The 21220-nt window shown below is 67.4% G+C and carries 20 protein-coding genes; 9 read left to right on the top strand and 11 right to left on the bottom strand.

The features are described from left to right. Window positions 1-32: 32 nt before the first annotated feature. Window positions 33-1031 (top strand): zinc-dependent alcohol dehydrogenase family protein, encoded by a 999-nt coding sequence (locus JN280_RS36735; RefSeq protein WP_202309087.1) that lies wholly within the window; start codon window positions 33-35, stop codon window positions 1029-1031. A gap of 116 nt (window positions 1032-1147) precedes the next feature. Beyond that, entirely contained in the window at window positions 1148-2728 is a 1581-nt protein-coding gene (locus tag JN280_RS36730) for a hydantoinase B/oxoprolinase family protein (RefSeq protein ID WP_202309086.1), read from the top strand. 574 nt (window positions 2729-3302) lie between these two features. Here the strand turns inward: JN280_RS36730 and JN280_RS36725 are convergent. Continuing rightward, window positions 3303-4253 carry an IS110 family transposase gene (locus JN280_RS36725; RefSeq protein ID WP_202304435.1) on the bottom strand — a complete coding sequence of 317 codons (951 nt, stop codon included), beginning with the start codon at window positions 4251-4253 and terminating at the stop codon, window positions 3303-3305. Window positions 4254-4621: 368 nt separating this feature from the next. Between JN280_RS36725 and JN280_RS36720 the strand changes: the two genes are divergently transcribed. The 5 genes from JN280_RS36720 to JN280_RS36700 all read left to right on the top strand — a co-directional run bounded on the left by JN280_RS36720 (window position 4622) and on the right by JN280_RS36700 (window position 9958). Then, on the top strand, window positions 4622-5149 hold the full coding sequence (locus JN280_RS36720; RefSeq protein WP_202309085.1) for a Spy/CpxP family protein refolding chaperone: 528 nt from the start codon (window positions 4622-4624) through the stop codon (window positions 5147-5149). A gap of 425 nt (window positions 5150-5574) precedes the next feature. Beyond that, the gene (locus JN280_RS36715; protein WP_202309084.1) at window positions 5575-6276 is read left to right on the top strand and encodes a response regulator; all 702 of its coding nucleotides are present in this window, start codon (window positions 5575-5577) and stop codon (window positions 6274-6276) included. Further along, window positions 6276-7526 carry an ATP-binding protein gene (locus JN280_RS36710; RefSeq protein ID WP_202315270.1) on the top strand — a complete coding sequence of 417 codons (1251 nt, stop codon included), beginning with the start codon at window positions 6276-6278 and terminating at the stop codon, window positions 7524-7526. Before JN280_RS36715 ends, JN280_RS36710 begins: the two co-directional genes overlap by 1 nt. A gap of 160 nt (window positions 7527-7686) precedes the next feature. Beyond that, window positions 7687-9189: a serine hydrolase gene (locus tag JN280_RS36705; protein ID WP_244742613.1), complete on the top strand. Its 1503-nt coding sequence runs from the start codon at window positions 7687-7689 to the stop codon at window positions 9187-9189. 265 nt (window positions 9190-9454) lie between these two features. Beyond that, complete coding sequence (locus JN280_RS36700) at window positions 9455-9958, top strand: ion channel (RefSeq protein ID WP_202309082.1); 504 nt, start codon at window positions 9455-9457, stop codon at window positions 9956-9958. 295 nt (window positions 9959-10253) lie between these two features. Here JN280_RS36700 and cobT read toward each other — a convergent pair whose 3' ends face one another. The 4 genes from cobT to cobA all read right to left on the bottom strand — a co-directional run bounded on the left by cobT (window position 10254) and on the right by cobA (window position 14832). Then, complete coding sequence (gene cobT / locus JN280_RS36695) at window positions 10254-11267, bottom strand: nicotinate-nucleotide--dimethylbenzimidazole phosphoribosyltransferase (protein WP_202309081.1); 1014 nt, start codon at window positions 11265-11267, stop codon at window positions 10254-10256. A gap of 60 nt (window positions 11268-11327) precedes the next feature. Further along, entirely contained in the window at window positions 11328-12089 is a 762-nt protein-coding gene (cobS, locus tag JN280_RS36690) for an adenosylcobinamide-GDP ribazoletransferase (RefSeq protein ID WP_202309080.1), read from the bottom strand. 3 nt (window positions 12090-12092) lie between these two features. After that, entirely contained in the window at window positions 12093-13409 is a 1317-nt protein-coding gene (locus tag JN280_RS36685; protein ID WP_202309079.1) for a cobyrinate a,c-diamide synthase, read from the bottom strand. 619 nt (window positions 13410-14028) lie between these two features. Continuing rightward, the gene (cobA, locus tag JN280_RS36680; RefSeq protein WP_202309078.1) at window positions 14029-14832 is read right to left on the bottom strand and encodes a uroporphyrinogen-III C-methyltransferase; all 804 of its coding nucleotides are present in this window, start codon (window positions 14830-14832) and stop codon (window positions 14029-14031) included. Between the two features lie 53 nt (window positions 14833-14885). On the opposite strand from cobA, the gene JN280_RS36675 reads away from it, so the two are divergent. After that, the gene (locus tag JN280_RS36675) at window positions 14886-16016 is read left to right on the top strand and encodes a cobalt-precorrin-5B (C(1))-methyltransferase (RefSeq protein WP_202309077.1); all 1131 of its coding nucleotides are present in this window, start codon (window positions 14886-14888) and stop codon (window positions 16014-16016) included. Here the strand turns inward: JN280_RS36675 and cobM are convergent. From cobM to cbiE, 3 genes are read right to left on the bottom strand one after another with little or no spacing between them, the layout of a single operon-like run. After that, complete coding sequence (gene cobM, locus JN280_RS36670; RefSeq protein ID WP_202309076.1) at window positions 15983-16747, bottom strand: precorrin-4 C(11)-methyltransferase; 765 nt, start codon at window positions 16745-16747, stop codon at window positions 15983-15985. The genes JN280_RS36675 and cobM overlap by 34 nt on opposite strands. Beyond that, window positions 16744-17124, bottom strand: a complete 381-nt coding sequence (locus tag JN280_RS36665; RefSeq protein ID WP_202309075.1) for a cobalamin biosynthesis protein — start codon at window positions 17122-17124, stop codon at window positions 16744-16746. The genes cobM and JN280_RS36665 overlap by 4 nt, the downstream gene beginning before the upstream one ends. After that, window positions 17121-18365 carry a precorrin-6y C5,15-methyltransferase (decarboxylating) subunit CbiE gene (gene cbiE / locus JN280_RS36660; protein ID WP_244742609.1) on the bottom strand — a complete coding sequence of 415 codons (1245 nt, stop codon included), beginning with the start codon at window positions 18363-18365 and terminating at the stop codon, window positions 17121-17123. The genes JN280_RS36665 and cbiE overlap by 4 nt, the downstream gene beginning before the upstream one ends. Window position 18366: 1 nt before the next feature. Between cbiE and JN280_RS36655 the strand changes: the two genes are divergently transcribed. Next, window positions 18367-19131, top strand: a complete 765-nt coding sequence (locus tag JN280_RS36655; protein WP_202309073.1) for a cobalt-precorrin-6A reductase — start codon at window positions 18367-18369, stop codon at window positions 19129-19131. Here JN280_RS36655 and JN280_RS36650 read toward each other — a convergent pair. The 3 genes from JN280_RS36650 to JN280_RS36640 are packed head-to-tail and all read right to left on the bottom strand — an operon-like array spanning window position 19098 to window position 21216. Continuing rightward, the gene (locus JN280_RS36650; protein ID WP_202309072.1) at window positions 19098-19859 is read right to left on the bottom strand and encodes a precorrin-3B C(17)-methyltransferase; all 762 of its coding nucleotides are present in this window, start codon (window positions 19857-19859) and stop codon (window positions 19098-19100) included. The two genes, JN280_RS36655 and JN280_RS36650, sit on opposite strands and share 34 nt — an antisense overlap. Further along, complete coding sequence (locus tag JN280_RS36645; RefSeq protein WP_202309071.1) at window positions 19856-20587, bottom strand: precorrin-2 C(20)-methyltransferase; 732 nt, start codon at window positions 20585-20587, stop codon at window positions 19856-19858. The genes JN280_RS36650 and JN280_RS36645 overlap by 4 nt, the downstream gene beginning before the upstream one ends. Then, a complete protein-coding gene (locus JN280_RS36640; RefSeq protein WP_202309070.1) occupies window positions 20584-21216 on the bottom strand; it encodes a precorrin-8X methylmutase in 633 nt (210 codons plus the stop codon). Before JN280_RS36640 ends, JN280_RS36645 begins: the two co-directional genes overlap by 4 nt. Window positions 21217-21220: the final 4 nt, after the last annotated feature.

Here is a 21220-nt window from a genome sequence, read left to right as displayed (position 1 = left end):
CGCGCATTGAACTGTAGGAAAAGGAGAACCTCATGCCTCGTGCCTGGCGAATCCACGACTATTCCGGCTATCGCGGCCTGGAGCTTGGTGAAGTGCCACTCGAGGAGCCTGGCCCGGGCGAGGTGCGGCTTCGTGTCGAGGCCTTCGCCCTGAACTGGGGCGACATGGACCTGATGAAGGACAACTACTCCTTCAGCTTTCCCCGGCTTCCCGCCCGTGTCGGCATCGAGGCGGCAGGCGTCGTCGACGCGGTCGGACCGAACACCGAGGGCTTCGCCATCGGCGAACGTGTCTCCACGCTGCCCTATTTCTACTACGATAGGGGCGCGAGCACGGAATCGCTCGTCATCGACGCGCGCTATGTCACGAAGGCGGTGCCGAACCTCTCGGCCGTGGAGAACGCCTCGATCTGGATGCAGTATCTGACGGCCTATTTCCCGCTCGCCGAGGTCACCAAGGTGGGTCCCGGCAGCCATGTGCTCGTGACGGCCGCGACCAGCACCGCGGGCGCGGCGTCGCTCGAGATCGGCCGCATCCTCGGCGCGACCATGATCGGCACGACGCGTTTCGAGGAGAACGCCGACTATCTCAGGAAGATGGGGGCCGACCATGTCATCGTCACCGGCAAGGCCGATCTCGCCGGCCGCATCAGGGAGATCACGGGCGGCAAGGGCGTCGACATGGCCTTCGACCCGGTTGGCGCGGGCCTCATCGCCCAATACAGCCCGGCGCTCGCCCGGAATGCGTGCATCTATTTCTACGGCACGCTCGACACGGTGTGGCCCGAACTGCCCTTCGTGGACATGTTCCAGAAGAACGCGGTGTTCCATCCCTATTCGGTGTTCAACTATGTCGAGGATCCGGCGATGCTCGCCAAGGGCGAGGCCTTCATCTACGGCATGCTAAGTGAGGGCCGCATCCGCCCGCAGATCGATCGTGTCTATCCGATGGAGAAGTATGTCGAGGCCTTCGACTATCTGAGGCAGCCGCGCACCACCCATGGTAAGGTGGTGATCGAAACGGGGCTTTGAGAGCCGCGCGTTCGCATGGCACGGGGGCACCTCGAGACGAATGTCTTATCCCTGACGGGACACCCGTCCCGTCACGGATGGGACGACCGTCCCGTCCCGGATGGGAGAAAGAGATCATGACAGATCATGCCGATGACCCGATCACCGCGACGGTGATCCAGGCCAGCCTCGTCGCTGCCTCGGACGAGATGTTCGCGGTTCTCAGGAAGACCGCGATGAGCCCGATCATCTACGAGGTGCTCGACGTCGGCACCGGCATCACCGACAAGGACGGCGAACTGGTGAGTTCGGGCGCCGGCATCCCGACCTTTGTCGGCGTGCTCGACAAGGCGGTGAAACGCATCGTAGGCCTGCACGGGCTCGATAGCATCCGCGACGGCGACTGCTTCGTCACCAACGATCCCTATTATGGGGGCGTCACCCATCTGAACGACGTCGTCATCGCCATGCCCGTATTCGCGGGCGGCGAATGTGTGGCCTGGGCGGCCTCGATCGCCCATTGGAACGATGTCGGCGGCCGCACGCCCGGTTCCATGGCGGTCGACGTTTCGGAGATTTTCCAGGAGGGGCTGCGCCTGCCGGCCGTGAAACTGTTCGAGGCCGGACGGCCGATCGCTTCCGTCTTCGACATCATATCGGCCAACTCGCGCATGCCCGATTTCGTGCGGGGCGATCTCTGGGCCCAGGTCGCCGCCAGCCGCAAGGCCGAGACGCGCATCAGGCAGCTTGTCGAGACCTATGGCGCAGCGGCCTATCACGCCGCGATCGACGACCTGTTCCGGGAAGGCGAACGTCGCGGCCGCGCCGGGCTGGGGTCCATTCCGCAAGGCGTCTATTCGATAGAGGAGGAGCAGGACGACGGCGCGATCTGGCGCGCCTCGATCACCGTCTCGGCCGAACGCTTCACGGTCGACCTATCAGGCAATCCGCAGCAGCGCGACGCGCCCTACAACACCAGCCGCGACGGGGCCGTCATTTCCTGTCAGATGATCCTCAAGGCGCTGACCGACCCGACCCTCTTCGCCAATGCCGGATCGTTCCGGGCGCTGGAGGTCGTCACTGAGCCCGGCACCATCTTTCACGCCGAGGGCAATGCTCCGCATGGCTATTATTTCGAGACGCGCATCCGCCTCTACGACATGTTGTGGCGCTGCATGGCCGAGGCTTTGCCGGACCGGTTGCCGGCCGGGCATTTCGCCTCGATCTGCGGCACGGTCATTGCCGGCGACCATCCCGACACCGGCCGCCGCTTCACCATGGTCGAGCCGCAGATGGGCGGTTGGGGCGCCACGGCGGCGGGCGACGGGCTCGACGCCATGTATTCGACCAGCCATGGCGAGACCTTCAACTGTCCGGTCGAGATCTGCGAAGCCCGATACGGGATCGATGTCGGCCACAAGAGGCTGAACGAGACCGATGAAGGGCAGGGCTGGCACAAGGGCGGCAAGGGGCTTTCCGTCAACTACCGGCCGCGCGGCTGCGCGGTGCTCTCGGCCGGCTACAGCCGCAACCGCCAGCCGGTCTGGGGGCTTGCCGGCGGCGCCAGCGGCGGCACCAACGGTCTTTCGGTGCGCCGCCGCGACGGCAGCCTCGAACGCCACGCCTTCGTCAGCGGCCTCGTTGTCGAGCCCGGCGACGAGATACTGATAGACACCGCCAATGGCGGCGGCTGGGGGCAGATGCAGGGAAGGGGTTGACTTGCGCCGCTACCGCTCTCGCGAATGCGCGGCCACCTGATCGGCGGGTGGCGGCACGCCCGGCACTCTCGATCAATTCTTGATGACCCCTCGCGTTCCCGATTGACGCCAGCGGCGGCATCGACGATTTTCTGACGCATGCTTTCACCGTCGACGTCTTGCGGCCTGCTCCCCGCCGGGCAGGATTTCTTCACGTCGTGTCCGATCAGATCATGCCGAAACAGGCCGTGCCACGATGCCGAAAGGCGCGAGGCCGAAAACTGGCCTCGCCCTGTTTTTGCCCAGTTTTTTACAGGACCGCTCCTTCCTTCGACCCTTGGGCGGCCGCCACCTTCTCCCTGTAAATGGTTATGGGATGCACATATCGTGGAAGTACCCCTCATCCGACCTCGCCCTGGCGGGCGAGGCCACCTTCTCCCACAAGGGGCCCACAAGGGGAGAAGGGAAGGCTGCGGCGCGTCTCCGCCAATCGCAAACACCGACGATTTGCAGAGCCGGCCAAACTTGGCTCCAGCCTTCTCCCCTTGTGGGAGAAGGTGGCCTCGCGAAGCGAGGTCGGATGAGCAACCATGATTCAGGCGCTGGCATTTTGAGGGTTCCACGGCGTTCCTCTGGCGAGGACAGCGTTGGCCATGTGGACCAGCTTTCTGGCGCAAGCGACGATCGCCTGTTTGTAGGTCTTGCCCGCGTCGACCAGGCGTTTCCTGAAGGCCACGAGGATCGGGTTCCAGTGGTTGGCGGCCGAGAAGGCCGCCATGTAGACGGCCTTGCGCAGCCGCCGGCGTCCACCCGCGATGCGGCGCTGTCCGGCATGGGTTCCACTGTCGTGGTCGAAGGGGGCCACGCCGACGAGCGCCGCCGCCTCGGCTCGGCTCAAGCGGCCGAGTTCAGGCATGCGCACGACGAAGACCAGGGCGGTGATCTCGCCCAGGCCGGGGATGCTCAGCAGCAGGGCGAACCGCTTGGCCAGATCGGCATGGGCCTTCACCTTTGCAATGAGCTTGGCGAGCTCCTTGGACTTGCGCTTGCTCAACCGCCGGATCTCGGCCTCGAGGTAGCGCCGATGCGCCGGATCGCTGAAGCGGTCACGCCGGGTCTCGTGCCGGGCAATGTCGTCGGTGAGGGCGTCGATCAGCGTCATGTGCTCCTGAAAGGCCGCCAGCCGCGGATCGGCCGCCGCGCCGCCGCTGCCCAGCGCCGCCGTGGCGGCGAGGATCAGATGGGCATCGATCGCATCATTCTTGGCACGGCGACCGCGAAAGATGCGATAGCCGTGGACCTGACGCGGATCGAAGACCTTGACCGCGAAGCCCACCACTTCGAGCGCCGCTCTGACGGCGGCTTCGTAGTTGCCGCTCGCCTCCATGCCGACCCGTTCGACCCCGGCCGCCGTCAGCCGCGCCGCCAGCCGGCGGTGGCCGGCGGCGTCGTTGGTCTCCACAAAACGCTGCCCGTCGAAAACGGCAACGTCGAGCTTGGCCTTGGAGACATCCACACCGGCGCATTTCATGCTAGTATCGTTCATCTTCGTCGACCCAACCTTGCGTTAATGCGAACCAGGGTGTTCAAGCAACCATCCGGGTCCGATGAAGAAAGTCGACTGCGATCACGCTCATCCTCAGCCAGCAACGGCTCAGGGGTTTCCGATCCGACAATCGACCGGCTCTGCAGGGGTGGCCACCCCTGCAGAGCCAACTCCTCATCCATAGCAGGATTTCCTCATACAAGGGGTACCTTGGCGACGTGTAGATACCGTAGCTGTGGACGGGGAGACGACCGCCTGCCGCACCGATGGCGCCATCCCGGCTTTACAAAACTTCACATTCCCCGCGAACGACCGAAACGTCGGGGCGCTACGGTCCTCTTATCCCATCAAGACGAAAGGACCGTATCATGGAAACGAACAACGGCAACGACACCAGGCTTCCGGCGGAAGGCGGCGGATGGCGCTCGCGGATAGTGATCGGCGGCGTAGCGCTTGTCGCGCTCGTCGGCGCGGGGCTTGCGGGCGCATGGAGCGGCGAGTTCGGCCGCGGCATGGACGGCGGTCATTTCATGCACAGCGCCTGGGGCGGTAGAGGTTTCGCCGAACGCCGGCTCGACTATGTGCTCGAGGCCGTGAAGGCGACGCCCGACCAGTCGGAGAAGATCAAGGCGATCGTCGGCAAGGCTCGCGACGACATGCGTTCGATGCGGGAAGGCTTCATCGACGCCCGCGACCAGCTCGCCGATATCCTCGGCGCGCCGACAATCGATCGCGCCGCGGCCGAGAAGGTTCGCTCCGAACGCGTCCAGGTGATCGACAACGCCTCCAAGACCATGTCGGCCGCTTTGCTCGACGCGGCCGAAGTGCTCACGCCGGAACAGCGCAAGGAGTTGCTCGACCACTTCAAGGAGCGCCGCGCCTTCGGCCGCTGGTAGGCTGGCCCGGCATCAGCGAGAGGAAGTCCACGCTTCCTCTCCCCTTGCCGGCGGCTTTTTTGGGGCTGACACTCGGTGCGCCCTTCGAGGCTCGCCGCGCACGCACCTCAGGATGAGGGAGGTCGTGCCAGCCCCCCTTGTCCTGAGATGTGTAGTGCTGACGCCCCGGCTCGGGTACGCAGCGCCAACCTCCCTCGGTTCGGGTACGCAGCGCCAACCTCCCTCGGTTCGGGTGCGCAGCGCCAACCTCCCTCGGTCCGGTGCATCGCGCCAACCTCCCTCATCCTGAGGTGCGAGCGCAGCGAGCCTCGAAGGACGCACCAAGAGGGGTCCAAAGCACCCAGTAGCGGTACTGGACGGACAAGGCGTGTTGCCAAGCCGGGCTCCAGGGCCAAGGATGGCGCGTCTCGAGAACGGCGGACGGAATGGCTGAACAGATATTGATCGTCGACGACGACACCAGGCTTTCGGCCATGCTCGCCGACTATCTCTCGGCCAACGGCTTCACCGTCCTCACCGCGCCGAACGGACATCAGGGCCTTGCGGAGCTGTCGCGCCGCGCTCCGGATGCCGTCGTGCTCGACGTCATGCTGCCCGACATAGACGGCTTCGAGACCTGCCGGCGCATGCGCGCCGTCTCCGACGTGCCGATCCTTATGCTCACCGCGAAGGGTGACGAGACCGACCGCATCGTCGGGCTGGAGATCGGCGCGGACGACTATCTGCCCAAACCCTTCAATCCGCGCGAGTTGCTGGCGCGGCTGCGCGCCATCCTGCGCCGCCGCGGCGCAGCGACGGCCGCCCCGTCCAGGATCCTTCGTTTCGGGCGGCTGGAGATCGATCCCGGCTCGCGCTCCGTGCGCATCGACGGCCAGGAACGCCCGCTCACCAGCTACCAGTTCGACCTTCTGGTGGCGCTCGCCGGGAATGCCGGCCGCACCTTGTCGCGCGAGCAGCTTATGGACATGGTGCGCGGCGAGGAACTCGACGCGTTCGACCGCTCGATCGACGTCCATGTCTCGCGCATCCGTGCCGCGATCGAGACCGATCCGAAACATCCGCGCCGCATCGTCACCGTGCGGGGCACCGGCTACGTCTTCGCCCGCTACCAGGACGACGACCGATGATCCGCCGCACCCTTTTCCTGAAGGTCTACCTCACCTTGATCGCCAGCCTCGCTCTGGTCGCAGCATCGAGCGCGCTGTTCGTGCATTTCAATTCGGGCGAGGCCGAGACGAGCTGGCGCGAGCGGCGCGAACGTGTGGTCGCGGCCCTTTTGCCGGCGGATGCCGATCCGGCCGCGTTCCAGGCGACTGTCGGCCGGCTGGCCGAGGCGCTTGACGCGGATCTCTCCGTCTACAGTGCCGATCGCAGGCTGCTCGCTTCCGCCGGGGCGCCGTTCCCGGCAGACGTCCTGTCGCGGCGCGGACGCCGCGACGGTCCCGACGGCCGCATCTTCGTCTTCAGATTGTCCGATGGCCGCACCGTCGCCGCGCGCATGGACAGGCCTTTCGGTCCGGGCGGTGGCGGCCGCAATCCGCTCGCCTGGCTCGCCATGATCGCGGCGGTAATCGGGCTCGCTGCCTATCCGGTCGTCCGCCACCTGACGCGCAGGCTCGAACGATTGAGGCGCGGCGTCGATGCCTGGGGCGGCGGAGCGCTCGCCACGCGCGTTGCCGACGATGGTCACGACGAGGTCGCGGCCGTGGCGCGCAGCTTCAACAAGGCGGCCGACCACATAGAGCGGTTGCTTGCCGCGCACCGCTCGCTGCTTGCCAATGCCAGCCACGAACTGCGCTCGCCGCTGGCGCGGCTGCGCATGGCGATCGACCTCTTCGAACAGTCGGGCAGTGCTGCCAGCCGCGACGAGATCCTCCGGAACCTCGGCGAACTGGACACGCTGGTGGAAGAGATCCTCCTCGCCAGCCGGCTCGATCATGTCGAAAAGCTCGACCTCGTCGAACCCGTCGACCTGCTCGCCGTCGCGGCCGAAGAGGGAGCGCGTGCCGCCGTGGAGGTGACCGGCGCGCCGGCCATGGTCTCGGGCGATCCGCGCCTTATCGCCAGGCTGGTACGCAATCTCGTCCAGAATGCGCAGCGTCACGGCGCGCCGCCTGTGAGCATCGACGTTGCGCAAGAAGGCAACGTCGCCAGGCTTGCCGTACGCGACCATGGCCAGGGCGTGCCGGAGGCCGAGCGCGACAGGGTTTTCGAGCCGTTCTACCGGCCGTCGGGTCGGAGCGAGACGGCAGGCGGATGGGGTCTTGGGCTGTCACTCGTGCGCCAGATCGCCCGTCACCACGGCGCATCGCTGCGTTACGAAACGCCGGCCGACGGCGGCGCGTGTTTCGTCGTGGAGTTCCCTACTGCCCAATAGGAAGGGTCTCGGCTGGCGGCGTTCTTCGAAACACCACACTTGGCTTCCCTCACGCCGGTCAGTACCCTGAAGCAGATACGCTCGAGGGAGGGAGCCGGGCATGCAACCATTTACAGGTTGGTTTCTCCGTCATCGGAATGCATGGACTCTCCTCGCAGCCATGGCGCTGCCGGCGAGCGGCGCGTCGGCCCAGACAGTCACGCCCGATCGGGTCGAAGCCGCGCTGTCGAAGCTCGAACCCCTGGCCGAAAGGCTCGTGGCGGACGGCGGCGTGCCGGGCCTTGCCATCGGTGTCGTGCACAATGACAAGGTCGTCTATCTGAAGGGCTTCGGGCGGCGCGAGGCCGGCAAGCCCGATTTGGTGGACGCCGACACGGTGTTCCAGATCGCTTCGCTTTCCAAGCCGGTCTCAGCGACGGTGGTCGCCGCGCTTGTCGGCGACGGGCGCGTTTCCTGGGATTCGAAGATCGCCGATCTCGATCCGGCCTTTCGGCTCGCCGATCCTTATCCGACGAGCGAACTCACCATCCGTGACCTGTTCGCGCATCGCAGTGGGCTCCCCGGTACCGCGGGCGATGACCTCGAGGGCATCGGTTACGACCGCGCGGAGATCCTGCGCCGTCTGAGATTCGTGTCGCCATCGTCGAGCTTTCGCGCGGGGTACTCCTACAGCAATTTCGGACTGACGGAAGGCGCCGTCGCTGCCGCGAAGCCCACTAGCAAGCCATGGGAGGACGTCGCCGAGGAGAGGCTCTACCGGCCGCTCGGAATGATGTCGACCAGTTCCCGCCATTCCGACTTCGTCGAGCGTGCAAACCGTGCCGCCCTTCACATCCAGGTCGACGGAGCCTGGGCCGCGAAGATCGAGCGCGATCCCGATGCACAGGCCCCGGCGGGCGGCGTCAGTTCCACGGTCCGTGATCTCGCGCAGTGGATGCGCCTCGAACTGGCCGCCGGAGCCGTTGACGGCAAGCCGGTGATAGCGGCCGACGCGCTGGAACAGACCCATGTTCCTCTGATGGCGCGCGGCAGCAACCCGGTCACCGGCGGCACATCCTTCTATGGTCTCGGGTGGAATGTCGAATTTGGTCGCCATGGGCTGAGCTGGGGCCATGCCGGCGCCTTCAGCGTCGGTGCTCGCAGCCTCGTGACGCTCTTCCCGAAGGAGGAACTCGGCATCGTTATACTTGCCAACGCCTTTCCGACCGGTGTTCCCGAGGGGCTGTCCGACAGTTTCGCCGACCTCGTGTTCGACGGCACGATCGGAAAGGACTGGGTAAAGGCTTGGGACGCGATCTATGCGGGCCTCTTCGGTCCTGTGGTCGAAGCGGCCAAAGCCGCCTATGCCTCTCCGCCAACGCCTGCTGCGCCGGCCAGGCCGATGGACGCCTATGAGGGGCGCTACGCCAACGAATTCGTCGGCGATGCCGTCGTTTCGGGTGCAGGGAACGGCCTGGTGCTCAAGGTGGGCCCGGATGGTGCTCGATCCTATTCCCTGCAGCATTTCGACCGGGATATTTTCCTGACTTTTCCGGATGAGGAGATGCCGGACAGGCCCTCCGGCGTGAGCTTCGCGATCGGCCCTGACGGCAAGGCATCGGCCATGACGATCGAGTTCCTCGACGAGAACAGCCTCGGCGTGCTGCGCCGCGCGGGAGACTGACGCCCGGGATCGCCCCTTGCGTGGCGGGATGCCGGTCGGAGGCGGCGCGCGCTTCATCGTGGAGTTCCGGGCGGCACGGTGAAGAATGCCCCCTCTCGCAGGGTCGCTTCTCGCCGGCCTGCGATATCGCGACCCTGCTCGCCGTGGCCGCTGCGCATGGTCGACGTGCTTGACGGCACGCGTCCTGGAAGGCCAATGCGTACTCTCCTTCTACTGGCGCGGGCCGGAGCATTGCACTCGAGCGGAGACGAGGAGCCACAAGACAATGGACGATCTGTCGAACCCTGAACCGATCCTGGAGATTGTGATCGGCACGCTCGGGGTGGTCCTGGTGATCTTCGTGCATGGAGCGGGAATTCGATCCATCAGCCGCCGCTTCAACAGGTCCTGGATCAGGGTAGAACGAAACGGCTTCTGGCGTCCCAATCTTCTGCTTGGTCTTACGATCGGATCGCTGGCCGGCCTGCACTTTCTGGAGACGCTGATCTGGGCTGTTCCCATATCCCACGGGGAACTGATTCACTCGATGCGGGACAGCTACTATTTCGTGCTGGAAAGCTACACGACGCTCGGAGCGGGGAACATTTCCTTGCCCGATCAGTGGCGATTGCTCGGACCCAGTATCGCGATGTCGGGGCTGTTCACATTCGGCTGGACGGGAAGCGTGCTCGTGAGCATCATGACGGAATTCGGCAAGCTCGACCGGAAACGGGCGAGAAGCCTGGATTCCCGGACAACCGACCGGCCGCCTGAGTCCGGCACAAACTGACGGCGCGCCGTCTTGAGCGCGTCGAGTCGAATCGGATTCATGCGACGCGCTTCAAGCCCGTGTTTCGTGCATGTCGTTGTCCCGAAACCGGTTCCCACTTTCGGGCGACATGCTCGAGGGCTTCGGCACCACGTCGGCGCATTCCCTCGCGCCCCGGACGCGAGCGGTTGCGCGGTTCTCGCTTGACGGTTTCCGCTTTTCTCCGAATCGCGGAACCGCGCAAGCTCCTGGTTTTCGCAAATTCCGGATGCAAGACCGCTGTCCGGTTTTGCTGGAATTGCTCTCGATCTTCGGACTATTTCTCCGACACGCCGGCCTCGGCAAAGCTTGCCATCCCGGCGTGGCAGGCGAGCGCCGAGCGCATGAGGTTTACGGCAAGGCAAGCACCGGACGCCTCGCCGAGCCTCATGTTGAAATCGAGTAGCGGCTTCAGGCCGAGCCTTCCGAGCAGGTCGCGATGGCCGGCCTCGGCCGACATATGGGCGGCGAGCGCATGGGCGAGCCCGGTGGGCCGCAGCCTGGCCAGCGGCGCGGCAGCGGCAGTGCAGACGAAGCCGTCGAGCAGGACGGGGATACGGTAGCGCCGGGCTGCGAGCACCGCGCCGAAGATCGCGGCCAGCTCGCGGCCGCCGACTCTTGCCAGCGCCGCCAGCGGATCGAAAAGTGCGGAGCCGTGGAACGCGATTGCCGCATCGACTGCCGCTGCCTTGCGCGAGAGCCCGGCATCGTCGACGCCGGTGCCGCGCCCGACCCAGTCGGCGCCCTTGCCGCCGAACAACGCCGCGGCCAGCGCTGCCGCCGCCGTGGTGTTGCCGATGCCCATTTCGCCCAGGCAAAGCAGATCCGTCGTCGGGGAGACGGCGTCGTAGCCGGTCGAGACGGCGGCGAGGAACTCGTCCTCCGTCATCGCCGGCGCCGTCGTGAAATCCGCCGTCGGCCGCTCGATTTCAAGCGGAACGACGGCGAGCCCGGCTCCGGCCGCATGCGCAAGCTGGTTGATCGCGGCGCCGCCGGCGGCGAAGTTGGCGACCATCTGCGCCGTCACCTCGGCCGGGAAGGCCGAGACCCCGCGCGCGGTCACGCCATGCGAACCGGCAAAGACGATCACGGCCACCTGGTCGAGCTTGGGCACCGCGCGGCCCTGCCAGCCGGCCAGGAAGATCGCCAGTTCCTCGAGCCGGCCGAGGCTGCCCTGGGGCTTCGTCAGCGTGTCCTGCCTTGCGGAGGCAGCCATCGCCGCTTGCTCGTCACGTTCGGGTAGGTCGTTGCAGGTGGCGGACAGCTGCTCGATCGAAGAGAAACGGCTCATGGATGCTCCCTAAAGCAATTCGAGAGTGCGCAGCGGTGTTGCGCGAAAGACAGGATACTCTCAGGTGAAGAAGATGGATGCTGCGACGAGGGTGATGATCTCGCCGCCTTGCTGCAGCGCGCCGAGCACGTCGCCGGTCTGGCCGCCGATCTGCCGTTCGCTGAGACGTTTCAGGAGGAAGAACCAGAGCGCGATCGCGATCGTTGCGACCAGTGCGGGCGCAAAGCCGAAGGCGCCGAACAGGCAGACGGCGCCGATCGCCAGCGCGCCGATCGCCACCGGCCAGTCCGCATTGCCCGCCCTCGCCGAAAGCCCTGTCAGCCGGGCCGGCGGCACCAGCGCCATGAATGCCGGGATAAGCGCGCGCGAGGCCGCATGCGCTGCGACCAGGCCGGCGAGTGCGGCGTCAGGCGTGGCGAGCGCGGCGATCGCCGACCAGCGTATGAGGAAGGTGACGACGATGGTGGCGACGCCGAAGGTTCCAAGCCGGCTGTCGCGCATGATCTCCAGCTTGCGCTCGCGCGTCGTGCCGCCGCCGAAACCGTCGGCGACATCGGCGGCGCCGTCCTCGTGCAGGCAGCCGGTGATGCACAGGATCGCGGTCAATGCGAGCGCAGCGGTTACGAGTGCCGGGGCTCCGGCCGTGAAGCCCAGCCAGAACACGATCCATCCGCCGATCGCGACCACCACGCCGGCCAGCGGCGCGGCCCATTGCGCGTCGGCGAAGCTGCGTTCCTCTTCGGCCAGCCCGCCCAGCGGCAGCCGGGTGTAGAAGGCCAGGCACAAAATGATGTCGGCGAATAGACCCCGGCTCTGATTCAAAACTCAGCCTCTTGCGATCGCATGGAAGAAGGTGCCGGTGACGTGGCCGCGCCGGGCGCCAGAGGGGCCGATCGGCGCGCCGAGCCCGTCGGCGATGTCGACGAGCGGCTCGTCGGTACCGGCGGTGGTGACCTGTGCATAGTGGAATTCATGGCCGCGTATCGTCGTCCCGGCGGCGCCGATCGGGCAGTCCGCGCGGAGCGAGGCCTGCCGATAGCCGAGATTCATCTTGCGCCTGGCGAAGCTGGTCGCATGGCCGAGCAGGCCGAGCATGCGGTGGGTCGCCCCGTCGGCATCCTCGATCGCCTCCCCGAGCACCATGAAGCCGCCGCATTCGCCATGGACCGGATGGCCGGCGGCGAAGCGTTCCATGCCGGCCCGGAAGGTCCCGGCCGCCGCCAGCCGTCCGGCATGCAGTTCGGGATAGCCGCCGGGCAGCCAGCAGACGTCGCAGCTTGCATCGGGCGCCTGGTCGGCGAGCGGAGAAAAGGGGACGATCTCGGCGCCCTGGCGGCGCCAGTGCCCGGCAAGATGCGGATAGAGGAAGGTGAAGGCGGCATCTTCGGCGAGCGCGATGCGCTGGCCCGGCGGCGTCAGCGCGTGGCCGAAATCGCCGCCGGCGGGCGCGAAAGGAGCCGCGAGCGCGAGGATGCGGTCGAGATCCAGCGAGGCCTCCATCACATCGGCCATACGTTCGATGAAATCCTCGATCGCGGCATATTCGCTGGCCTGCACCAGGCCGAGATGCCGTTCCGGCATCGCCATCCTGGGGTCCCGCATGATCGTCCCGACCACGGGCAGCCCGATCTCTTCGATCGCGTCGGCGGCCAGCCGGCGATGGCGTTCGCTGCCGACCCGATTGAGCACCACGCCGGCGATCCGGACATCGGGATCATAGGTGGCGAAACCCTTGGCCACGGCTGCTGCGGTCTGCGACTGGCCGGACACGTCGAGCACCAGCAGCACCGGCAAACGGTAGAGCCGGGCAAGATCGGCGGCCGCACCCGTCCGCCCCGGCTCCGAGCGGATACCGTCGAACAGGCCCATGGCGCTTTCGGCAATCACGATATTGGCCTCCGCCGCACAGCGCTCGGCCAGCGCGCCGAGCAGGGCCGGCGCCATCGCCCAGCTGTCGAGATTGACACCGGGAACGCCGGTCGCGGCGGCATGGAAGCCGGGATCGATATAGTCGGGTCCGGACTTCGCGCCCTGAACGCGCATCCCCCGCCGCTTCAGCGCCCGCAGCAGACCGATCGTCACGCTGGTCTTGCCCGAGCCGGAGCGCGGCGCGCCGATGATGAGGCCGAGACAGCCGGTCATCGTGGCTCTCCCGGCTTGCGGTCAAGGCGAGTGCAGAAAGCAAAGCTTGGCGCGGCTTCGCGGCCGGCTGACCACTGCCATGAAAGCAGGACGGAAAACCTTTTTATTTCAGTCGGATACGTCTTGGCCAGATACCCCTCTCTGTCCTGCCGGACATCTCCCCCACAAGGGGGGAGACTGGCTGTCATCGATGACGGCTCTCGTCCTGCAACGTTGACGATTGGCGAAATCCAAGCGGCCGGCCGGTCTCCCCCTTGTGGGGGAGATGTCCGGCAGGACAGAGAGGGGTGCGAAGACGCGCGGCACTCATCCAGGATGGCGCCCGACGCCGGCCGGTGGGTCTCATCGGATCGCCCCCTCGCAAGCTCGGCCACGTTCTCCAACAGGGGGAGAAGGGAAGGCGCGCACAAAGCTCTCGGCAAGTCGTCGGCGTTGGTGACTTGCAGAGGCGGCAATGCCAAACTCCAGCCTTCTCCCCTTGTGGGAGAAGGTGGCCTCGCCCGAAAGGGCGAGGTCGGATGAGGGGTTGGCCTGCCGCGACGCCTTCTGGCCGAACACGGAGAGAAGGCCATCGCCCGAATAGGCGCGCCCGGTGAACGACGAGTGGCGCACGTCGCGTTCATGCGGACCGCATCAGCCTTTCCAGCGCGATCAGTTCCGCGCGCATCGAAACGATCTCGCCGACCACGATCAGGGCGGGCGAGGCGAAATCTTGCGCCGTGGCTTCGTCGGCGATCGCGTCGAGCGTCGAGACCAGCACACGTTCCTGCGACGTGGTTGCCGCCATGATCACCGCTGCCGGCGTCGAAGGTTTCAACCCGCCGGACACCAGCGCGGCGGTGATCCGCGCGAGATTGCGCAGGCCCATATAGACGACGATCGGTTGCCCGGTGCGGGCGAGCGCTGCCCAGTCGAGATCGTCCTCGGTGCCGGCATGGCCGGTGGCCAGGATGATCGCCTTGTTCAGGCCGCGCATCGTTGCCGGGATGCCGGCGCTGGCCAGCGCGCCGAAGGCCGAGGTCACGCCGGGCAGGATGCGGAATGGGATACCGGCCTGCGCCAGCGCCAGCGCCTCCTCGCCGCCGCGGCCGAAGACATAGGGGTCGCCGCCCTTCAGGCGAAGGACGCGGCGCTTCTTGCGGGCGAGGGCGATGAGCAGCGCGGTGATGTCGTCCTGCGCGGTCGAGGCCTGGCCGCCTCGCTTGCCCGCGAAATGCAGCTCGACCCCATGGCGCGCCGCATCGAGAATGGAGCCTTCCACCAGTGCGTCATAGACGATGGCGTCGGCATCGGCGATCGCGGCCACCACGTCGAGCGTCAGCGAGCCGACATTGCCCGGCCCGGCCCCGGCGAGCCACACATGGCCGGGCTCGAAGGTCGGCATGGCCGGCGCCAGCCGGGCAATAGCGTTTTCGAGACTCATGGCGTCGACTTTCGATCGTGACGGGCCGGATCGGCCGGCCTATAGCATTGCCCATGACCAAGAACGAGCGGCCCCTGCGTCGTGGCTGGACCACGGGAACCTGCGCCGCGGCGGCGAGCAAGGCCGCCTGCGCAGCGCTTCTGTCCGGCGATTTCCCCGATTCGGTCGTGGTGACGCTGCCGGGCGGACAACAGCCGGCCTTCGCATTGGCCCGCTGGGAGAAGGGCGAAGGCGCCGCCATGGCCGGCATCGTCAAGGATGCCGGCGACGACCCTGATGTCACCCACGGCGCGCTCGTCATGAGCACCGTGCGCCGCGGGCGCAAAGGCTCGGGCATCGTCTACCGGGCAGGACCCGGCGTCGGCACCGTCACGCGCGCCGGCCTGCCGCTGCCGCCGGGCGAGGCCTCGATCAATCCCGTGCCGCGCCGCATGATCGCGCAGGCGATCGCGGAGATCGCCGGCACGGATGCCGATTTCGAGGTCGAGATCTCGGTGGAGGATGGCGAGGAGATCGCGAAGAAGACCCTCAACGGCCGCCTCGGCATCCTCGGCGGCATTTCGATACTGGGCACGACCGGCATCGTCATCCCGTTCTCCTGCTCGGCATGGATCCATTCGATCTATCGCGGCATCGATGTCGCCCGCGCCGCCGGCCTCGACCATGTCGCCGGTTCCACCGGCTCCACCTCCGAGGCGGCGGTCCAGAAATTCCACGACCTGCCCGAGATCGCGCTCATCGATATGGGCGATTTTGTCGGCGGTATGCTCAAATATCTGCGCAGCCATCCGGTCCGGCGCGTCACCATCGCCGGCGGCGTCGCCAAGATGACCAAGCTGGCGCAGGGCATGCTCGACGTCCATTCCAAGCGTGGCGCGGCCGACCTCGATGCGCTCGCCGCCGTGGCGCTGGAGGCCGGTGCGGATCACGAACTGGCCGAGCGCATCCGCGGCGCCAATATGGTCGCCGAGGCGTTCCAGATCGCTGTGACCGAAGGAGTGCCGCTCGGCGATACAATCGCCGCCAGGGCATGGGCGACGGCCGCGGCCGTGCTCGACGACCCCGCGATCGAGCTGGAGATGCTGGTCTTCGACCGAAACGGCGTGTTCCTGGGGCAGGCGCCCTTCGCTCCGTCTCATGGCGCTCCGTCTCATGGCCCGTCGCGTCCCCGAAACCGCCTCTGATAATAGGCGTCGTAGAGCGAGCTCTCGCGGAACTCCTGGGCACCGAGGGAACGGCCGACGAAGATGATCGCGGTGCGTTCGACGGGATCGGCGGCGAACAGCGCCTCGATCGTGCCGAGCGTGCCTGAGATCACCTTCTCATCGGGGCGCGATGCATGGGCGACGATCGCCGCGGGACAATCGTCGCCGTAGAGCGGGGCGAGTTCGGCCACGACCCGGTCGAGCGCGTGAATGGCGAGATGAATGGCGAGCGTCGCGCCGGTCGCGCCGAAACCCGCCAGCGTCTCGCCTTCCGGCATCGGCGAGGCGCGACCGGAGACGCGGGTGAGAACGAGACTCTGTCCGATTTCGGGGATGGTGAGTTCGCGGCCGAGCGCAGCCGCTGCCGCCGCAAAAGAGGGCACGCCCGGCGTCATCGTATAAGGGATGCCCAGCCTCTGCAGCCGCTTGATCTGCTCGGCCACCGCGCTCCACACGGAAAGGTCCCCCGAATGCAGGCGCGCGACGTCCCGGCCGGCCGCTTCGGCGGCGGCATATTCCGCCTCGATCTCGTCGAGCGACATTGGCGCGGTGTCGACGATGCGCGCGCCATCAGGGCAATAGTCAAGGAGTTCCCTCGGCACGATCGAGCCGGCGTAGAGGCAAACCGGGCAACGCGCGATCAGGTCGCGCCCGCGCACGGTGATGAGATCGGCCGCACCCGGCCCGGCGCCGATGAAATGGACGGTCATGGCTTGCCTTCTCCGACCGCGATCGCGCAGGTGACGGCGCCGGCGACGATGCGCGGCCCCAAGAGCCGGCCGGCTCTGCCGGCGATGGCCAGCGCGGCGGCTTCCGAGGCCGAGCCGGTTCCCGTCGTTTCGACCGACGCCGGCGAATGGCTGAGGGTCTCGACCTCCAGCAATTCCGCCTCGCCGGCGACGACCAGCGGCAAGCCCAACCGCGCCGCCGCATCGCGGATGCCTTGCTCGCTGCACTTCTGCGGCACGGTGGCCAGCGCGTCGAGCTCGCCTGCCGCCAGTCCATGGCGCGACAAGGCGTCGTCGATCGCGATCAGCACCGCATCCGTGTCCGTGTTTTTCCGGCAGCCGATCCCCGCGACGATCATGGCTTCGTCCACGACCATTGGGTGACGGGCATTGCGGGCTTCCAGCCGTTCATCGTGCCGATGGGGGCGGCGCGCGCAATGGCGACGCGGACCAGTTCGCCGCCAAGCCTGCCATGGAGCGCGATCAGGCCCCCCTCCATCTCCAATGTCACCGAATTGGCGACCAGCCGGCCGCCTGATTTCAGCGCCTCGATCGCCGAGGGCATCACGCCTTCGTCGCTGCCGCCGCCGCCGATGAAGATGGCGTCGGGAGCGGCGAGCCCGGCAAGGGCATCCGGTGCGCGGCCATTGACGACTTCAAGGCCGGGCACGCCGAAGGCGGCGGCATTGCGACCGATCCGGGCCGCACGCTCGCCGTCGGCCTCGATCGCGACCGCGCGCAGCGAGGAATCGGCGAGCATCCATTCGATCGAGATCGATCCCGAGCCCGCGCCGATGTCCCACAGCAGCTCGCCGCGCCGCGGCGCGAGCGACGACAGCGTCACGGCGCGGATCTCGCGCTTGGTGATCTGCCCGTCATGCTCGAACAAATCGTCGGCGAGTCCCGGCGCGCGGGCGAGCACCCTTGCGTCGCGGCTCGCGGCGACCTCGATCGCCAGCACGTTGAGCGGATTGACATCAGCCATGGCGAAGCCATCCGCCGGGCTTCGCGTGATCCTTTCCCCGGGACCCCCCAGCGCCTCCAGGACGGTGAGCATCGAGCCGCCGAAGCCGGAGCCTGCGAGCAGGGCAGCGATTGCGGCCGGGCCTTTGTCATCCGACGTCAGCGCAATGATCTTCCCGCCGGGCTGGAGCAGCGGACGGATGAGCTCGATCGGCTTGCCGTGCAGCGAGACTGTCTCCGTCTCCTGCGAGGCCCAGCCGAGCCGCGACGCGGCGAGGCTGAAGGCGGAAGGGGCGGGGATCACCCACATTTCTTCGACGGGCACATGGCGCGCCAGGGTCGCACCGACGCCATGCAGGAACGGATCGCCCGAGGCCAACACGCAGACGCTCTTCCCGCGCAGCGCGCGCACCGCTCCCATGGCGCTGTCGAATGGCGTTGGCCAGGCGCGTGCCTCGCCGCGGATCAGCGCGGCGGCAAGGGCCAGGTGCCTTTTCCCTCCGAAGACCACGGATGCTTCGGCGATCGCCTGTTTCGCCGCCTCGCCGAGTCCCACGATGCCGTCCTCGCCGATGCCGATCACGGCAAGCCACGCTTTTCCGGTTGATGTGACGGCCGTGGCGTCCTTAAAAGGCATGATGACCCACCGCATACTGATCCTCGGCGGCACGACGGAAGCACGCCAGCTCGCCGGGAAGCTCGCGCCGCGTCGCGATCTCGATGTGACCCTGTCGCTCGCCGGCCGCACCCAGGATCCCGTCGCGCAGCCCGTCCCGGTGCGGACCGGCGGCTTCGGCGGCGCCGAGGGCCTGGCCGCCTATCTGCGCGACCAGGAAATCACGCTTCTCGTCGACGCCACCCATCCCTATGCGGCGCGCATCTCGGCCAATGCCGCGCTGGCGGCGCGGCAATCCGGCGTGCCGGCACTCAGGCTTCACCGGCCGGCCTGGGAGCCGTCGCCCGGCGACCGCTGGCAGATGGTGGACGGCGCGGAAGACGCGGTCCGCGCCTTGGGCGCGGCGGCGCGTCGTATCTTTCTGGCGCTCGGCCGGCAGGAGATCGCTCCCTTCGAGACCGCGCCGGCCCATTTCTTTCTGATCCGCAGCGTCGATCCGGTCGCGCCGCCGCTCGCCGTGCCCGATGCCGCCTACATCCTCGGGCGCGGACCTTTCGGCGAGGCCGAGGAACTCGATCTCCTGGAGCGTTGGCGCATCGATACGATCGTCTGCAAGAACAGCGGCGGCACGGCCACCTACGCCAAGCTTGCCGCGGCGCGCCGGCTCGGCATCGATGTCCTCATGTTCCGTCGCCCCGACACGCCCGATATGCCCTCCGCCGGCAGCGTCGAAGAGGCGTTGGCCATGATCGATCATCGGCTCACCTCCACGAACCGCGGCGAATAGACCAGCGGCGCGCGGCCGTCGCGCTCGATGACGCGCGTCTCCGGTGAGCCGATGATGACGCAGGTCGCCATGTCGGCGTTGCCGGGATCGGCGTCGGACAACGCGTAGAAGGCGATCTGCTCGTCCGGCCGGCTAGCCGCCCGGCCGAAGATGACGGGCGTGTTTGCCGGCAGGATCGCGCGCAGGCTTTCGAAGGCCTTGCCGAGCTGCCAGGGACGCGCCCGGCTGATCGGATTGTAGAGCGCGATCACGAAGCCGGCCGACGCGGCCGCCTCCAGCCGGCGCTGGATCACGTCCCACGGCTTCAGATTGTCGGACAGCGAGATCGCGCAGAAATCGTGGCCGAGCGGCGCGCCGGCGCGTGCGGCGACGGCGAGCATGGCGGTGACGCCCGGAACGATGTCGAGCTCGACGGAACGCCATTCCGGCGGGCCGGCCTCGATCGCCTCGCACACGGCAGCCGCCATGGCGAACACGCCGGGGTCGCCGCCCGATACGACGGCAACAGTCTTGCCCGCGGCCGCCATCGTCAGCGCGGCTTTGGCGCGAGCGAGCTCCTCGCGATTGTCGGAAGCATGTCTGGTCTGGCCTTCGCTCAACGCGATCCGGTCGAGATAGGGGCCATATCCGAAGAAGTCCGTCGCCTGGGCGGCCGCAGCCTGCGCCTGCGGCGTCATCTGGTCGGGATTGCCCGGCCCCGTGCCGATCACCAGCAGCCGCCCGCTCATGGCCGTGCGTCCCAGCCCGGCACGAGCACGATCGAGAAATAGGGCGCCGGGCTGTCTTCCCTGCCGGCGAGCGGCATGGACGCCGTGTTTTCCATGGTGCCGCGCTCGACATAGACGGCGCCTTCCAGCCGACCCGCGGCTTCGACGGCGCGCCGGATCTTCGGCAGGTTGCGGCCGATCTTCATGATCACGGCGGCCTGCGTGTCGGCGAGCCGTCTCGCCAGCTCCTTCTCGTCCATCGTGCCGGGCAGGACGGTGAGCACATCGTCGCCCTGCACGATCGGCAGGCCGGCCTGCGACCAGCAGCCGGACATGGCGGTCACGCCGGGGATCACCTCTGTCGGGAAACGCTGCGCGAGCCTGACGTGAAGATGCATATAGGAGCCGTAGAACAGCGGATCGCCTTCGCTGAGCACCGCGACCGTGCGCCCCGCCGCGAGATGGCTCTCCACCGACGCCGCCGATTCCTCGTAGAAGCGAAGGATTACAGCCTTGTAGTCGTCATTGTCCTTCTCGATTTCGGTCGTCACGGGATAGAGCAGCGGCAGCTCGATCACATCGGGTCGCAGATGAGCGGCGACGGTCCGGCGCGCATTACCGTTGTTGCCGCGCTTGGCGAAATGGGCGACGACGTCGGCCTCGCCGAGCGCCCGCACCGCCTTCAGCGTCAGAAGCTCGGGGTCTCCCGGGCCCGTGCCGATCCCGATAAGGCGTCCGGTTCCGCTCAAAGGCCTGCCCTCGCAATGGCGTTGACGGCGGCGGCCGTCATCGCGCTGCCGCCCATGCGGCCGCGCACGATGGCGAAGGGCACGCCGGGCGAATCCTCGGCAAGCGCGTCCTTCGATTCGGCCGCACCGACGAAACCGACCGGCATGCCGATGATCGCCGCGGGCTTCGGCGCCCCTTCGCGCAGCATGTCGAGCAGATGGAAGAGCGCCGTGGGTGCATTGCCGATGGCCACCAGCGCCCCGCCGAGCCTGTCGCGCCAGAGCTCGAGGGCGGCGGCGGAACGGGTGTTGCCGATCTTCCCGGCGAGGCCGGCCGTGCGCGGGTCGCGCAGCGTGCAGACCACCTCGTTCCCGGCCGGCAGGCGAGCGCGGGTCACGCCATGCGCCACCATCTCGGCATCGCACAGGATGGGCGCGCCGGACTGGAGGGCCGCGCGCGCGGCTGCGACGAAATCAGGCGAGAAGACGAATTGCGCCGCCGCCTCGACCTGACCGCAGGCATGGATCATGCGGATGGCGACGTCGGCCTCATCAGCCGAAAAACGCGAGAGATCGGCTTCGGCCCGGATGATGGCGAAGGACCGCTCGTAGATCGCCGTGCCGTCCTTGATATAGTCATATGCGGACATCATG

The sequence above is a fragment of the Mesorhizobium sp. L-8-10 genome (assembly GCF_016756635.1).
Lineage (GTDB): Bacteria > Pseudomonadota > Alphaproteobacteria > Rhizobiales > Rhizobiaceae.
The sequence above is the reverse complement of the archived record's forward strand: the minus strand, read 5'-3'. Positions and strand labels throughout refer to the sequence as shown.

Bases quoted from the DNA above. Each gene is read 5' to 3' on its own strand.
- JN280_RS36735 (WP_202309087.1), top strand. From the start codon at position 33: ATGCCTCGTGCCTGGCGAATCCACGACTATTCCGGCTATCGCGGCCTG.
- JN280_RS36730 (WP_202309086.1), top strand. From the start codon at position 1,148: ATGACAGATCATGCCGATGACCCGATCACCGCGACGGTGATCCAGGCC.
- JN280_RS36725 (WP_202304435.1), bottom strand. From the start codon at position 4,253: ATGAACGATACTAGCATGAAATGCGCCGGTGTGGATGTCTCCAAGGCC.
- JN280_RS36720 (WP_202309085.1), top strand. From the start codon at position 4,622: ATGGAAACGAACAACGGCAACGACACCAGGCTTCCGGCGGAAGGCGGC.
- JN280_RS36715 (WP_202309084.1), top strand. From the start codon at position 5,575: ATGGCTGAACAGATATTGATCGTCGACGACGACACCAGGCTTTCGGCC.
- JN280_RS36705 (WP_244742613.1), top strand. From the start codon at position 7,687: ATGGCGCTGCCGGCGAGCGGCGCGTCGGCCCAGACAGTCACGCCCGAT.
- JN280_RS36700 (WP_202309082.1), top strand. From the start codon at position 9,455: ATGGACGATCTGTCGAACCCTGAACCGATCCTGGAGATTGTGATCGGC.
- cobT (WP_202309081.1), bottom strand. From the start codon at position 11,267: ATGAGCCGTTTCTCTTCGATCGAGCAGCTGTCCGCCACCTGCAACGAC.
- JN280_RS36685 (WP_202309079.1), bottom strand. From the start codon at position 13,409: ATGACCGGCTGTCTCGGCCTCATCATCGGCGCGCCGCGCTCCGGCTCG.
- cobA (WP_202309078.1), bottom strand. From the start codon at position 14,832: ATGAGTCTCGAAAACGCTATTGCCCGGCTGGCGCCGGCCATGCCGACC.
- JN280_RS36675 (WP_202309077.1), top strand. From the start codon at position 14,886: ATGACCAAGAACGAGCGGCCCCTGCGTCGTGGCTGGACCACGGGAACC.
- cobM (WP_202309076.1), bottom strand. From the start codon at position 16,747: ATGACCGTCCATTTCATCGGCGCCGGGCCGGGTGCGGCCGATCTCATC.
- JN280_RS36665 (WP_202309075.1), bottom strand. From the start codon at position 17,124: ATGATCGTCGCGGGGATCGGCTGCCGGAAAAACACGGACACGGATGCG.
- cbiE (WP_244742609.1), bottom strand. From the start codon at position 18,365: ATGCCTTTTAAGGACGCCACGGCCGTCACATCAACCGGAAAAGCGTGG.
- JN280_RS36655 (WP_202309073.1), top strand. From the start codon at position 18,367: ATGACCCACCGCATACTGATCCTCGGCGGCACGACGGAAGCACGCCAG.
- JN280_RS36650 (WP_202309072.1), bottom strand. From the start codon at position 19,859: ATGAGCGGGCGGCTGCTGGTGATCGGCACGGGGCCGGGCAATCCCGAC.
- JN280_RS36640 (WP_202309070.1), bottom strand. From the start codon at position 21,216: ATGTCCGCATATGACTATATCAAGGACGGCACGGCGATCTACGAGCGG.